This window comes from Rhodococcus sp. SJ-3 (assembly GCF_051918125.1).
Lineage (GTDB): Bacteria > Actinomycetota > Actinomycetes > Mycobacteriales > Mycobacteriaceae > Rhodococcus.
Genome location: NZ_CM123306.1, coordinates 3,408,332 through 3,422,707 on the forward strand (window position 1 = coordinate 3,408,332; position 14,376 = coordinate 3,422,707).

The 14,376-nt window shown below is 64.1% G+C and carries 13 protein-coding genes; 8 read left to right on the forward strand and 5 right to left on the reverse strand.

Annotated elements, in window-relative coordinates:
* Window positions 1-48: 48 nt before the first annotated feature.
* Window positions 49-1,611, forward strand: coding sequence for an ABC transporter substrate-binding protein (locus ACTDXD_RS15775; RefSeq protein WP_440123260.1), 1,563 nt, complete (start codon window positions 49-51; stop codon window positions 1,609-1,611).
* 149 nt (window positions 1,612-1,760) lie between these two features.
* On the opposite strand, the gene ACTDXD_RS15780 is transcribed toward ACTDXD_RS15775, so the two are convergent.
* The 4 genes from ACTDXD_RS15780 to ACTDXD_RS15795 form a co-directional block, all read right to left on the reverse strand.
* Window positions 1,761-3,407, reverse strand: a complete 1,647-nt coding sequence (locus tag ACTDXD_RS15780) for an AMP-binding protein (protein WP_440123261.1) — start codon at window positions 3,405-3,407, stop codon at window positions 1,761-1,763.
* On the reverse strand, window positions 3,362-4,186 hold the full coding sequence (locus ACTDXD_RS15785; protein WP_440123262.1) for an alpha/beta fold hydrolase: 825 nt from the start codon (window positions 4,184-4,186) through the stop codon (window positions 3,362-3,364). Before ACTDXD_RS15785 ends, ACTDXD_RS15780 begins: the two co-directional genes overlap by 46 nt.
* Window positions 4,187-4,307: 121 nt before the next feature.
* Window positions 4,308-5,240 carry an LLM class F420-dependent oxidoreductase gene (locus tag ACTDXD_RS15790; RefSeq protein WP_440123263.1) on the reverse strand — a complete coding sequence of 311 codons (933 nt, stop codon included), beginning with the start codon at window positions 5,238-5,240 and terminating at the stop codon, window positions 4,308-4,310.
* Window positions 5,241-6,326 carry a DUF7065 domain-containing protein gene (locus tag ACTDXD_RS15795; RefSeq protein ID WP_440123264.1) on the reverse strand — a complete coding sequence of 362 codons (1,086 nt, stop codon included), beginning with the start codon at window positions 6,324-6,326 and terminating at the stop codon, window positions 5,241-5,243. It abuts the gene before it with no gap.
* Between the two features lie 121 nt (window positions 6,327-6,447).
* Here ACTDXD_RS15795 and ACTDXD_RS15800 point away from each other — a divergent pair, with 121 nt between their 5' ends.
* Window positions 6,448-7,842 carry a phosphotransferase family protein gene (locus tag ACTDXD_RS15800; protein WP_440123265.1) on the forward strand — a complete coding sequence of 465 codons (1,395 nt, stop codon included), beginning with the start codon at window positions 6,448-6,450 and terminating at the stop codon, window positions 7,840-7,842.
* Window positions 7,839-8,594 (forward strand): SDR family NAD(P)-dependent oxidoreductase, encoded by a 756-nt coding sequence (locus tag ACTDXD_RS15805; RefSeq protein ID WP_440123266.1) that lies wholly within the window; start codon window positions 7,839-7,841, stop codon window positions 8,592-8,594. Before ACTDXD_RS15800 ends, ACTDXD_RS15805 begins: the two co-directional genes overlap by 4 nt.
* Window positions 8,595-8,646: 52 nt before the next feature.
* On the opposite strand, the gene ACTDXD_RS15810 is transcribed toward ACTDXD_RS15805, so the two are convergent.
* Window positions 8,647-9,546, reverse strand: coding sequence for an NAD-dependent epimerase/dehydratase family protein (locus ACTDXD_RS15810; RefSeq protein ID WP_440123267.1), 900 nt, complete (start codon window positions 9,544-9,546; stop codon window positions 8,647-8,649).
* A 91-nt stretch (window positions 9,547-9,637) separates the two neighbouring features.
* Between ACTDXD_RS15810 and ACTDXD_RS15815 the strand changes: the two genes are divergently transcribed.
* The 5 genes from ACTDXD_RS15815 (at window position 9,638) to ACTDXD_RS15835 (ending at window position 14,146) form a co-directional block, all read left to right on the forward strand.
* Window positions 9,638-10,420 (forward strand): SDR family NAD(P)-dependent oxidoreductase, encoded by a 783-nt coding sequence (locus ACTDXD_RS15815; protein WP_440123268.1) that lies wholly within the window; start codon window positions 9,638-9,640, stop codon window positions 10,418-10,420.
* Window positions 10,421-10,448: 28 nt separating this feature from the next.
* A complete protein-coding gene (locus ACTDXD_RS15820) occupies window positions 10,449-10,946 on the forward strand; it encodes a thiamine pyrophosphate-binding protein (RefSeq protein ID WP_440123269.1) in 498 nt (165 codons plus the stop codon).
* Window positions 10,900-12,087 carry a thiamine pyrophosphate-binding protein gene (locus ACTDXD_RS15825; RefSeq protein WP_440123270.1) on the forward strand — a complete coding sequence of 396 codons (1,188 nt, stop codon included), beginning with the start codon at window positions 10,900-10,902 and terminating at the stop codon, window positions 12,085-12,087. Before ACTDXD_RS15820 ends, ACTDXD_RS15825 begins: the two co-directional genes overlap by 47 nt.
* A gap of 84 nt (window positions 12,088-12,171) precedes the next feature.
* Window positions 12,172-12,954 (forward strand): enoyl-CoA hydratase/isomerase family protein, encoded by a 783-nt coding sequence (locus tag ACTDXD_RS15830; RefSeq protein WP_440123271.1) that lies wholly within the window; start codon window positions 12,172-12,174, stop codon window positions 12,952-12,954.
* A gap of 1 nt (window position 12,955) precedes the next feature.
* Window positions 12,956-14,146, forward strand: a complete 1,191-nt coding sequence (locus ACTDXD_RS15835) for an acyl-CoA dehydrogenase family protein (RefSeq protein WP_440123272.1) — start codon at window positions 12,956-12,958, stop codon at window positions 14,144-14,146.
* Window positions 14,147-14,376 lie beyond the last annotated feature (230 nt).

A 14,376-nucleotide genomic window follows, 5' to 3' on the forward strand; every position in this document is an offset into this window, starting at 1 on the left:
CAATTTCGACCGTTCGGCCGGTCCGGCCGCGGCTTGAAAGGACGTGTCATGTTTCGACGACGTTGGCGTTTGGCTGTAGCGATGGTCGCTGCTGTCGGACTGATGACAACTGCCTGTGGCTCAGGGGATTCCAGCGGAAATGGCTCCGGTGGCGGCGGTGAGGTGGACACGACGGCGACGCTGCGCGCGGGCTGGACGGTCGGCCCGAATTCGCTGGATCCGCACATGGCAGTCTCCGAGGTTGCATCCTTCCGGTTCGGGATCAATGCGATCTACGATCGGCTGTTCACCATCACCTCCGCGGGTGAGGTGGAGGGGATGCTGGTCGAATCGTGGGAGTACAGCCCGGATGGCCAGCAATTGACAATGCAGTTGCGTGAGGATGCGTCGTTCCGCGACGGCACGCCGCTGGACGCGCAGGTGGTCAAGGTCAACCTCGATCGGGCGCGCACGTTGAACTCGCCGGTGGTCAAGGGTCTGATGGAGCCGGTGACCGAGGTGGCGGCGAGTGGGCCGTACGAGGTGACGTTGACATTGTCGTCGCCGACCGATCTGATGCCGTATCAGTTGGCGGGTATGTCGGGGTTGATCATGCATCCGGATCTGATCGCGAACGGCGATCCGAATATGGAGGCCAACGGCTCGGGCGCGTACAGCGTGGAGAGTTGGGCGCCGGGTGAGAAGCTGGTGCTGGTGCGTGATCGAGATGACTACTGGGACGCCGATGCTGCGCAGGTCGCGCGGATCGAGCACACGGCGATTGCGGATTTTCAGGCGTTCACCAATGCGGTGGCCGGTGGGCAGATCGATATCGGGCAGTTCCAACCCGGAAACGTCGCAGCGGTCGAGGGTCGTCAGGGCCTGAACACCGTTCCGGTTCCGATGGGCATCGGGACCGAGTTGATGTTGAATTGGAACTACGGGCCGCTGTCGGATGTGCGGGTGCGGCAGGCGTTGAATTATGCGCTCGATCGTGAGGCGGTCACGGAGGCGTTGTTCCCAGGTTCGGATGCGCGGTGGCAGTACTCGCGTGAGGGTTTGCCGGGCTTCGATTCCGGTCTGGAAGAGCGGTATCCGTATGATCCGGCGAGGGCCAAGGAGTTGTTGGCCGAGGCGGGCTTCCCTGATGGTGTGGATTTGGGTCGGTTCATCATTTCCAATGCAGTGACGCCGGGGCTGACCGATGTGATCAAGGAACAGTTCGAGCAGGCAGGGATCCGCTTCGAGCCCAATGTGATGGATTCTCTCGAGGGAATGACCACGTTTGCGGGGGGCGAGGCGCCGGCGTACCTGAATTTCTCGTCGTACGGTCTGGGCTTCGCTGCCGGGATGGTGACGCGGTCCGGGGCGACGCAGAATCCGGCGGGGCCGACGCCGGAATACGATCGGCTCTTCGCGGGTGCAACGGATTCGCGACGTAGTGCCGAGGAGCGAGAGGCCAGTGCGGTCGAGCTCAACGACTACCTGGTGGAGGAGGCGTGGGGTGTGCCGATGACGTGGGTGACCTATCCGTGGGTGATGAGCGATCAAGTCGGAAACTTCAGTGCGGATATGGATTACGCCACCACGTGGGGTCCGTACGACTTCAGGTACCTGACCGTTTCGGAGTAGCTGCTCACGCAGACTCGGATGCCACTGATGCAGTCGTGTCCCCGCCCCACTTCTGTGGGGCGGGGGCCACGACTGGGAGGGCGGGTCGAAGTATGCTGCTGCGGCGAGGTTTCCGGCCGCGTGACGTTCGGTCCGAGCAGTGCATCGACTCAACTGCGTCGAACCGGTGGGCTCCACGCATCGGTCAGGTCGATGGTGTCGAGCAGTCCGGTCTTGAGGACCTTGTTGGTGGGCGTGCGCGGTAGCGCGTGGGTCAGGATGAGATATCTCGGAAGCGCGTGCTTGGGTAGCTTGCTCGTCAGCCACGTGTTCAGTTCCGGCTCGTTCAGAGTGGAGTTCTCGATCGTCTCCGCTACGAGCAGGACCTGGTGTCCTGCAACGAGGTCCGGCACACCGATTACGGCGCAGCCGGACACCTGCGGGTGCTCGTCTATCACCGCCTCGACCGCAGTTGTCGAGATGTTCTCGCCCATCCTGCGAATGGTGTCGCCGGCTCGATGGAGGAACTCGAAATTGCCGTCGGGGTGTCGTATGACGATATCGCCCGTGTGGTACCAGCCGCCGGCCAGTGCCCGTTCGGTCGCCTCCGGCTGGTTCAGATATCCGACCATGATCATGAGCCGGTCGTCGGGCCGAATCCAGAGCTCACCCGGTACACCGTCAGCGACAGGTTGTGCGTTTTCGTCCACCACCTGTGCCTGGTAGCCGTCGCGGACGCGTCCGCACCAGGTGTGTTCGAGGTCGGGCGGGTCGCTCAGGACGAGAGGAAATCCGACTTCGGTGGAACCATAGAGGTCGTAACATTTCACGGCGAATCGTTCTGCGAATTCCGCAGCGAGGGCGACGTTGTGTCCGGCGAATACGGCTTCGAGAGGGTTGTCTGCGTCGTCCGGCCGTGGCGGTAACGCCAGCAGGAGAGCGCCATGCAGAGTCCCTGTGGTGCACCCGAACCTACGGACATCGTTCATGGCGGCCTTTGCCGAGAACCGTTCGCGGAACACGACCTGGCCGCCGATGTCGCACATCGTGACCAATGGACTCCGTCCGGTGACATGGAACATAGGATGGCAGTTGTAGCTCACGTCTTCGGGACCGAGTGGTATCCGGCCGATCACGCTGGCGAACTGTGCCCAAACGAGTATCACTCCTTTGGCTGGACCCGTGCTGCCGGACGTATAGATCACACACGCTATATCGGCCGGCGTAGGCAGCAGATCGAGCTCGGTGGTGGCTGTAGCCAGGGTTTCCCACTCTCCACGTTCGACGATTCGAATAGCCAAGGCTGGTCGTGTGTCTCGGATTCGGTCGACAAACTCCGGTCTCGCCAAGCACAGCACGGGCGCGGCATCGTCGAGGACATGCTCGAGGAAGGCACCCTTCAGTTCGGGGTTGACCGGGACCTCTACCGCGCTCAGGCAACCGAGAGCGACCCAGATCATTGCCGCATCGATCGAGGGCGGCAACAAGGTCGCCACACGGGATCCCGAAACCACGCCGAGGTCGCGGAGATGCTCAACCCAGCTGCGGACGCCCTCCCACGTCTCTCCGTAAGTTGCATGGCCCCCCGTCACTTCGCGGAGAAACGGCCGGTTCGGCTCCGATCGAGCACGAGAACGCAACTGAACCGGCAGCACCGATGCCGGATCCGTTGCCATGGCGGCGAGTGTCGATGAGGTGGGCAATTCTGGCTTCTCTTTCCTGCTTGCGCAGATATGGATATTCGATGACGAGACCACCATCGCGCGGATGGTCACCATCTCATTCGTGCCGCTACCGTCCGGATCACGTCTGCGCATTCGTCCGGTCGTTCCAGCGGGAGATGATGATGTGCGCCGGCCATGGGTCGGATGTCGATATCCGGGTGCCACCCGCGCAACACCGGCAATGATTCGATCACGGGAGCGGTGCTCAGGGTGCCGTATGCGTATGCGACCGGACACCGTACCGCCTGCCAGGCTTCATTCACTGAAGTGTCCGAAAATGACGGCGGCCGAGGATCAGCCCGCCACGTCCATCCGTTGGCAGTCTGGTGAACTGCATATGCGGCGACCGGGTCGATGACGTCCTTCGGCAATGCCGGTTGAGGTGGCTCGAGCCGGAACCGCTCACGTATCTCCTCGTAGGTCCGATACATTCGTTGGGATCGGACGGTCCGCTGGGCGTCGTCTTGTCGGACCGCAATACAGAAGCCCGTGTCGAGGACGACCAAGCCACCGAACAGCGCCGTCTCGGTGGCTGCGGCTATGACTGAGGATCGACCTCCCATGCTGTGACCGGCCACAAGTGCGGGTCCTGCTCCGACATCGCGAGCAACTGCAGCGAGTTCGCGCGCATGTAGCTCGGGATTGTATGCGCTGCGTTTGCCGCTTCGGCCGTTGCCGCTCAGATCGACAGTGATCACACTGAAGTCGTCGCTCAGCAGCGGAACGACGCGATGCCACCACATTTGATGCGCGCCGAACCCGTGTACAAGTATGGTCGTGCGTTGTCCGACACCGTGAATCGAGTAGTGAATCGGGCATCCGACCACTTCTATCTCGGAAGACGTGATCGTATGAGCACTATGGCTTTCCATTACCCACTATTCCTCTCCATTCTGTAGTGTCGCTCGGCGGATGGGGTGCAGGTCTCGAATCTGCAGGTCGAAAACCGAAACTGACTGTGCCGTCATGCGCTGAGGGTAAGCACGATTCGTTTCAGTGGAATCCGGAGATCACCGCGTCGCCGTAGTGGTGGAGCGCGTCGATTGCCTCCTCCACCGTCGTGGCGGGTGTATCGAGCACGAACCAGCCGACACCGGCCTGGTTGAACTCGTGCAGACGGTCGCGGTGCTCGTCGAGCGAGCCGCCGTGGACCAGGACCTTGCTGTCCGGCCCTTCGATCTGCACCTCGACGGCGTTGCGCGGCCGACCCGCGGCTTCGGTGAGGTCCCGTAGTTCGCCGATTGCCCTCGTCAGCGCAGCCACGGTCGGGATCGGAGTCGTGCGGACCGTCGAGGCCTTCTCCTGATCTATCAGCAGGGGAGCCCAGCCCTGTCCGACTGTGGCCGCTCGCGTGAGTGCCCGCGGGGCGTTCCCGGCGATCCACACCGGAACGCCGCCCTCCTGGACAGGGAACGGCAGTGCCGTCTGTGCCAGGCTCGTGAAGTGCCGGCCCTCGTAGCGATACCCTCGGTGCGTCCAGGCGCCGCGCATCACCTCGATTGCCTCGTCGAAGAGTTCGTGTCGCTCCTCGAAATCCACGCCGACGGCGGCGAACTCCGACTTCAGGTATCCGACGCCGGCGGTCAGGATCGCTCGGCCCTGCGACAGATGGTCCAGGGTGGACATGGCCTTCGCGACGAGGAAGGGGTTCCGATAGGGCAGCACCATCGCGTATGTCATCAGCTTGATGCGGTCCGTGACGGCCGCGCAGAACGCCAGGGCGGTGGTCAGGTCGAAACCGTCGTGGCCGCCGGACCGGATCCACTTCTCCGACGGGATCGGATGGTCGGTGACGGCGATGGCGTCGAAACCTGACTCTTCCGCGGCACGCGCGAATCGGGTCATCGCTTGCGGTCCGAGGAATTCCGGGGTGTATCCCTGGACCGCGAGCGGGTACTGGACTGTGAACTTCACGGCATCACTCATTCAGGACAGGTTCCCGGCTCGTCCCGTGTCGCGCAGGGCCCGCACGAGTTCGGCGAAGTGGTCTGGCTTCCATCCGTCCTGGTCTTCTCCCCAGCCGATCTTTCCGTCGAACTCCCAACGCATCAATGCGTTCGATCCGGTGCCGTGTTCACACATGTGGCTGACGGCGAAGCCTTCGGCTTCCATCGACCGGCCGGTGACGTCGACCAGTTCGACCTCCATGTGCGCACTCCATCCGGTACGGGGGTCGCGGTAGTTGCGCATGCGGCTGCGTGTCTTGTCGAGGCGTTCGAATCGTCCTTCCTTCAGGAGCCACCCGACGTTGAGCGGCGAGAATCCCGCGGCGTTACCGTCCTGGGGACGAACGAAGCTCAAGAAGCCCGTCTCGGCGCCGGCGTGGCCGAAAATGTACTGGATGCGCCCGCGACCGCGTTGCCGCTCGACCTGTCGCCACGAGGGACCACCGGGTTCGCGAACGGTGTATTCGCCGCGCAAGTGTTCAGGCTTGCGGCTCTGTAGGTGCGCCCCGCCGCGCGGACCCCACGTGCGGTCCCGCACGGAGTGGCAGTCGATAGTGATGCGCTCGCCGTCGAGAACGAGTTCACCGGTGAGATGGCCGAGCTGATCGAAATGAGGGTTGAACATCGCGGGCGCCTCGCCGGGTGTGAAGCGCTGAGGTGGGTGCACGCTGCGATGTTCGAATTCGATCGCAAACTTCGCAGCCGGGTCGGAGTAAGCGATGTGGTAGTCCATGGTCGGCTTCAAGGCTTTGACGCTGAAACCGCCTGATGGAAAGGAGATGTCGCGCAGGTCGGGGTTCTCGATCATCGGGATCGGTCCGGAGTTGCGGAAGTATGCCAGACGGCCGGGGTCTGCTCCGCGCGGATCCCACGCGAACACGCGCCACGTGACGGCGCCCTGGTTGGGTAGATGTGCCGCGTGGAGCCACCCTCCGATCCGGCGCTCGGGAACGTTGAACGACCACCAGGTCGTCTCGGTCTCGTAGGGGTCGTCGCTGAGCCGGTGGTAGAGGTCGTCCTCGGGGAGAAATGGTACTTCGGGGTCGGTGACGGTGTTCGAGGTCATGTGCACGCTCCGGGATCGGTCGAGAAGCTTGTCGAAAGCGAACTAAGTGATATAAGTGATCTGTACCATATCTGTTGGTGGACCGCATACGTGAGAATCGCTCGAGGAACAGGACGCACTGATGACGACGGCGACAGAAGTTTCGACCGAACTCGAAGCGAATTCTCTTTCCTCCGAGCTCGTGGAGTGGATCGGCGACGCTGCGAACGGCACCGTGATCTCGTCCGATCGGCGCCCGGGCGGTGGTCGACGCGAAGCGTGGGTGGTGGAAGTACGTGGTGCGGACGGTGCGGTTCGCCCGTTGTTCTTGCGCTACGACCGTCTCGACCCCGAGGAGAAGGGTGACGATTTCACCCTGCACCGCGAGGCGGCATTCTTCCGAGCGCTGAGCGGCACCGCAGTGCCGGTCCCGGACGTCGTCGGTGTCCACCCGACCGAACAGGCGATTCTGTCCGAGCTCGTGCCCGGACAAGCGTGGTTCTCCCGCCTGCATGACGAGGATCAACGGGTCTCCGTCGCATCGGATTTCATGCGGATCCTCGCCGAGATGCATCGTGTCGATCCACACCGGCTCGGGCTACCCGACCAGGATCCCGACGCGGATCTGCGTGTGCTCGTGCACCGCGAGATCGATACGTGGGAGAAGGTCTACCGTGACTCCGGAACCAGCGATCCTCTGATCGATCTAGGGCTAGATTGGGTGCGCGGCCACGTGCCCGACATGGACGGACCGGTGGTGATCGTGCAGGGCGACACCGGGCCGGGCAACTTCCTCTACGAGAACGGCAGGGTTACCGCCGTCCTCGACCTCGAGTTGGGACACCTCGGCGATCCGCATGACGATCTTGCATGGGTCTCGGTCCGCTCGGTTCAGGAACCTTTCACCAATCTTATGGAGCGTTTCGGTGACTACGCGCGTGCGGCCGGCACGGACATCGATTTCGATCGGGTCCGCTACTACCGGGTGCTCGCCGAATTGCGCATCGTGATTTTGGGGCACCGCAAGCGTGCGGAGCCCGATCTGCTGGGCGAGGTCGGCAATTCTCTCGTGTACGGGCTGCTGCACCGGAGGTTGTTTCTCGAAGCGCTGGCCGACGTGCTAGGTGTGGAGATCGTCGACGTCGATCCGGTGTCGTCGACGCCGAGCGAGGGTGACTGGCTCTACGCCGCCGCGCTCGAGCAGATCCGGCAGATCATCGTGCCGCGAAGCGAGGATCCGTTCGTGATTCAGCGCAGCAAGGGTCTGGCCAGAATTCTGAAGTATCTGCGTGAAGCCGCGTGCGTGTCAGCGCCCATCGAGCAGCGGAACCTGGACGATCTCGAAGCGGTGCTCGAATACCGACCGTCGTCGGTCTCGGCGGGAACTACCAAGCTGGTGAAGCGGTGCCTCGCGGGAACGGTACAGCTCGAGACGGCGGTGGGCGTGCTCTTGCGTCAGGTGGCCGGCGAGACGCAGGCACTGCGTCCGGCAATGGGCGTACTCGCCGACCGGCACTTCGATGTGATCAAGAAGTGAGCGGCGCGATGGTATTCGACGGGAAGATCGCTGTCGTTACGGGCGGTGCCCGCGGTATCGGTCGGGCGATCTGTGAGAACCTTGCCGATGCAGGGGCCCGTGTGGTGGTGGCCTACCGATCCAGGGCCGACGAGGCGACGGCTGCGGCCGCCGGGATCCGCGACCGTGGGGGTGACGCGGTAACGGTGCAGGTGGACGTGGCGGACCCCGAATCCGTGACGGAGCTCATGGCGTTCGCTCGCCGTGAATTCGGCGGTCCCATCGAACTTCTCGTGAACAACGCTGCCTACTCGCGATTGCTCGACGTCGACGAGCTCACCCCGCAGCGGTGGGATCTTCTGTTCCGCACGAACGCCGGTGGGCCCTATCTCACGACATGGGCGGTCAAGGACGAGATGGCCGAGGCCGGTGGGGGCGCAATCGTCAATATTTCGTCGATCAACGGTGTCTCGGCGAATGCCTCGACGATCGCGTACGGCGCGACGAAGGCCGCGCTGAACAACTTCACCCGTGGCTGCGCGCTTGCGTTCGCGGAGGACGGCATCCGGGTCAACGCCGTAGCGCCCGGACTCGTCCTGACGGAGCAGGCACAGACCGTCACGGCGCAGCAACGTGCCGCGATGGTCGAGGGAATCCCGTTGGGACGCGGCGCACAGCCGGAGGAGATCGCGTCGGTCGTTCGGTTCCTGCTCTCCGACGAATCCTCCTACATCACCGGCGAGACGCTTGTGGTCGCCGGCGGGCGCCATTGAGAGTGGGCGCAGCGCCGCGCACCCGATTCCCTCGGATCGGGTGCGCCGGAGGTCAGGTCGCGTCCACCGGAGCGCCGATCTCGGTAAGCACATCGAGCCTGTCGGGATGAGGTAACCACCCGAGTTCGCGCCGCGCGCGGGGTGCACGCGTGCGACTGCACGTCGAGAAGACGATCAGGGCGGCGAAGGTACCCCAGATCTCGACGCCTTCGGAGAGATCGATGCTGCGAGCAGGAACACTGTGCTGCTGTGCAAGGGCCTCGGCGATGGTGCGGAAGTTCGTTTCGCCCGACACCGCGTGGTACAGCGCGCCGGCCGGCGCCTTCTCGGCGGCGAGGTGGTAGATCTCGGCGACGTCGTCCACATGCACGTTCGAATACAGATTCAGACCGCGACCGATGTAGCAGACCGCACCGGTCTTCTCGATCGACGTACGGAAGCCGTCGAGCATGGGGGAGCGGCCGTGTCCCCAGATCATCGAGGGCCGTACGACGATGCCTCGGACCCCGCGGGCGTTCACCTCACGCACGACGTTCTCGGTGTCGACGCGGCCGCCGATGTACTTGGACGGGACGAATTCGTCGTCCTCGGCGAACGTGTCCTCGCTCCACTCACCGTCGGTGCGCTGCGACAGGACGCCGGTGCCGGACGTGAAGATCAGCGTTTTCCCGGTTCCCTCGAGGGTGTCGATCAGTGCTTCGATGGTGTGCCGCTCGGGCTCGAGCAGCAGTTGCGCGGCATAGAGAATGACGTCTGCGTCGGCCGCGTGCGCGACGGTGCCCTCGGGATCGGTCAGCAGGTCGCCGAGCACGGGCTCGGCGCCGGCCTTCCGTAGCGCGTCGGCGGCGTCTTCGTTGCGGACCAGACCGCGCACGGTATGCCCACCTGCGACGAACCGCCTGACGAGCGCGGAGCCGAGGAATCCACCCGCGCCGTAGATCAGAACATTCATGTTGTCCTCCGTGGACTGTCGTCGAACCCGTACACTGTGTTATAACCCAGATCACATAGTTTACTAAGTTCCCACGATATCGGGAGGCAAAATGGATCTCGGCCTGAAGGGCAAAGTTTTCCTCGTCACGGGCGGGTCCGACGGACTCGGATTCGCGACGGCCTCGTCTCTGGTCGCGGAAGGCGCCGACGTGACGATCTGCGGGCGCAACACCGAGCGTCTCGACGACGCCGTGCGGTCGCTGCGCGCACTCGGCGGCGGATCGGTGGAGGGAGTGCGGGCCGATGTCACGGTCGCCGCCGACCTCGACGGCCTCGTCGAACAGGCGTATGCGAAGCGGGGCAGGCTCGACGGACTCGTGAACTCCGCCGGTGTGCACAGCGGCGGTGCGTTCGAAGAGATCACCGACGACGCCTGGCACGACGACTTCGACCTGAAGTTCCTCGCGGCGGTGCGCGCGAGCCGCGCGGCAATGCCTCACCTGAAGGAATCGAAGGGCGTCATTCTCAACGTACTCAGCACGGGAGCGCGTGCTCCGGGCGCCGGTGGCGGTATGCCCAGCTCCCCGTTACGGGCCGCGGGCCTGAGCCTGACCAAGGCGCTGGCCAACGAGTTCGGCCCCGACGGAGTTCGGGTGGTCGCGATGCTCATCGGCATCATTCGCAGCGGGCAGATCATGCGCCCGGCGGTCGAAGCCGGCCGCGATGTCGGGGAATACATGGCCAAGATCGCCGACCGGATGAAGATCCCACTCGGCCGTGTGGGCGAGCCACACGAATTCGGCGACACCGCGGCCTTCCTGCTTTCGCCCCGCGCCGGTTACCTCACCGGCACGGCCGTGCACGTCGACGGCGGCTTCAGTCCCGTCATCTGACAACCCCCTGATCACGAAGGAACATGTTGTGAAGACCTATCAACTGGCGGCCCAATCGCTTTCCGAGTGCGGTGTCGGAACCATCTTCGGGCTCATGGGTGATGTGAACCTCGCGTATCTCGGTGACTTCGTCGAAAACCACGGCGGTGAGTTCGTGGCGGCCGTGGCAGAAGGTGGCGCGGTGTCGATGGCGGACGGCTACGCCCGCATGACCGGTGGTGTCGGCGTCGCATCCGTGACACACGGTCCGGCGGTCACGAACTGCACGACTGCCCTTGTGGAGGCGGTGCGGTCGCGCAGTGCAGTGCTGTTGCTGACCGGCGGCACCCCGGATGTGCGCGACCACTTCCAGGATCTCGATCTCGAGGGGTTCGCCCGTCTCACGGGCGCGGAGTACCGCCGGGTGCGGAAGGCCGACGCGGTGGGTGCAGATATCGCCGAAGCCCTCGCCCGGGTGGCCGCCACCCGGGTTCCTCTTCGTGCTGGATCTGCCCTACGACCTGCTCGAAGTTGCGGTGACGGGTGAGTCTCCGCGCACGGCACCTCCGCTGCCGGTGCCCGGTGCGCCGGACCCGGATCTCGTCGACGACGCGCTTGCCGCGTTGCTCGGCAGCGCGCGACCGGTAATCCTCGCGGGCAGGGGTGCGGTCGCCTCCGGGGCGCGGGACGACATCCTGCGGCTGGCGCGGGCCATCGACGCTCCGGTGATGACGACGTTGCTCGCGAAGGACCTCTTCGCCGGTGAACCCGAGAATCTCGGCGTCCATGGGTCGCTATCGCACGCCGTGGCGATCGAAGAGCTCGGCCGTGTCGACTGCATGCTCGTTGTCGGTGCCGCACTCTCGTCGTTCACGACGGACAACACGGCACTGCTGGCCGGCAAGTTCGTCATCCAGGTCGACGATCGATCCGGTGCGTTCGGGCGTTTCGCGCCGGTGGATCTTCCGATTCCTGGTGACGCCGCAGGTGTGGTGCGTGCGTTGTGCGAGCGTCTCGCGGAGGCCGAAGCACCGGCGCCGTCCGGTCGTCGTGTCGCCCAACTCGCCGACGCGGTGCAGGGGCTCGAGACGAAGGGTTACCGCAGCATCTCCGGCGGCGGAACCGTCGACATGCGGGACGCGATGGTCCGCCTCGCCGAGGTGCTTCCGCAGGGAACACAGGTCGTCACCGATGTCGGACGGTTCTCGTTTGCGGCGTGGAAGTATCTGCCGGTCGATCCGGGTCGTTTTACCGTTCCCGGCGCATTCGGCTCGATCGGACTAGGGATCGCGACCGCGGTGGGCGCTGCCGCGGGTCGCCGCGACGTGCCGACGGTCTGTGTGGCCGGGGACGGCGGCGCGATGATGGGCCTGGTGGAGGTGAGTACGGCGGTCCGGCACCGCCTGCCGCTGGTGCTCGTCGTTCTCGACGACCATTGCTACGGCGCCGAGTACCTCAAACTCGAGAGTCTCGGGCTCGCGACCGCGCATTCGGAGGTCGAGTGGCCCGGCTTTGCGGGGACGGCGCGTGCGCTCGGTGCCCGCGCGGTGATGGTGCGGGAGGTCGACGAGTTTGCGCAGGTCGCGGAGCTGCTGGACGAGGGGGCCTACCCTCTGGTTATCGAGGTCAAGGCGGATCCTGCCCGACGGCGTCCTGAGGTTGCTGCGGTTGCCGGACATGCGCGTTGACGTGTTGACGGTAAGGACTGGACTCGACATGGGTCACTTAGTAATATTTGTCAGGGCGCATGCCCGTACTTTCCAGGAGGAACTGTGGACCTGAGCGGCTTGACCACGGTGATTGCAGAGCTGAAAGACCACGTTCTGACGATCACGCTCGACCGGCCCGACAAACTGAATTCGTTCACCGACACGATGCGGGCCGAGTTCGCTGCACTGTGGGTCTACGCGCGCGAGGAGGATGACGTCCATGTCATGGTGCTCCGGGCCAACGGGGAACGCGCCTTCTCGACAGGCGTAGACGTCAAGGAAGGCACGTTCCTCTCCGACAACGTCTTCAGCCGCCGCGATCCGGGCGTCGATCTTTCGCCCAAGCACAATGGTTGCTGGAAGCCGCTGATCTGCGCCGTGCACGGCATGGCCGCCGGAGGTGCGCTCTACTGGCTCAACGAAGCAGACATCATCATCGCAAGCGAGGATGCCCAGTTCTTCGATCCGCACGTGTCGTACGGAATGGTCGCGGCGCTCGAACCGATCGGTCTCGCGCATCGGATCCCGATCGGGGAGGTGCTGCGTATGGTTCTGTTGGGCCTCGACGAGCGGATGTCGGCCAAGCGCGCACTGGAAATCGGATTCGTCAGCGAGATCGTGACGCGGGACAGCCTGTGGGACCGAGCGCAGGAGCTGGCAGAGCGCATTGCCGCGAAACCTCCGGCCGCGATCCAGGGCAGCATCCGGGCCATCTGGGAGTCCAAGGATCAGGGCCGGTCTGCGGCCCTCGCGACCGGAATGTACTACACCGACCTGGGCAATCCGATCGGCAAGGCGCAGGTCGTCCGCTCCGAGGTACCGACCCGCAAGTACGAGGTGCGCTGACATGGATTACGGAATGACCCCGGAGCTCGAAGAGTTCCGTGCAGAGGTGAGCGAGTTCGTCGCGGCAAACAAGCCGGCAATCACCGTCAAGGCGGGTGTTCGCAGCGCGGAGGATGCCGAGGAGCTGGCTCTGCTCAAGGAGTGGACGGGAAAGCTGTTCGCGGCCGGATACGTCGGCGCCGACTGGCCGGAGCAGTACGGCGGTAAGGGTTCTGCGCATTCATCGGAAAAGGACGTTGTCGTCGGTGAGGAGCTCGCCCGGGGCCGCGCGCCGGCCGCGATCCAGGGCGCTGCTCATCTGGTGTCGCATGCACTGATCGATTTCGGCACCGAGGAACAGCGGCAGAAGTACCTGCCGAGAATTCGTACCGGCGAGCTCATCTTCTGTCAGCTCTTCAGTGAGCCGAGTTCGGGCAGTGACCTCGCGTCGCTGCGCACCAAGGCCGTCCCCACCGAAAACGGTGGATTCAAGGTCACCGGTCAGAAGGTGTGGACCACGAACGGACACTGGGCCGACTACGGCTACTTGCTGGCGCGTACCGATCCGGATGCCCCGAAGCACAGAGGTATCAGCGCATTCATCGTCGACATGCGTCTGCCGGGTGTCGAGGTGCGGCCGTTGCGGGAGATGACCGGCACCTCCGATTTCAATGAGGTGTTCCTCGACAATGTCGAGCTCGGACCGGATGCGTTGATCGGTGAGGTCAACCGTGGCTGGGGCATTGCGAATTCCAGTCTCGGACATGAGCGAAGCGGCGTGGCGACGAGCACGGTGCGGCTGCAGCAGAACGTCGAGGCTCTGAAGGATCTGGCGAAGAACGTCACGCGGAACGGACGGCCGGCTATCGAAGACGGTGCCGTGCAGGACCGCATCGGTGAGCTGTCGGCCGCGGTCACGGCACTCTCGGCTCTGGTGTACGCGAACATCAGCCGTTGGTCACGCAAGACCGAGCGACCATACGACGCACCGATGACCAAACTGATGTTCAGCGAACTCGGTGTGGACATCGCACGTTTCGCTCTCGAACTCGCCGGCGAGGCCGGGATTCTCGTCGAGGGAGACGCGAACGCGATCGACCGTGGTCGGTGGCAGGACGAGTTCCTGTACGCGCGGGCGTACACGATCGCGGGCGGAAGCTCGGAGATCATGCGCAACCTCATTGCCGAGCGTGGTTTGGGAATGCCGCGCTGAAGTATGTCGCGTGAGTGGGGAGGGTCTGACGGACCCTCCCCACTTCGTCGTGCGGAGACTGAGAGTCCCGTGGCACATTTGACTCAAACACGATTGACCTAGTTAACTATGTCATCTATCTTGAAGGTAGACGTTTCGCTCCGCGTCGCCGTAACCGGTGTACAGGAGCGTCATGAAACCGGTACCGATGCAGGAAGAACGCGGATTTTTCCCGTCGGCAGAAGTGGGAG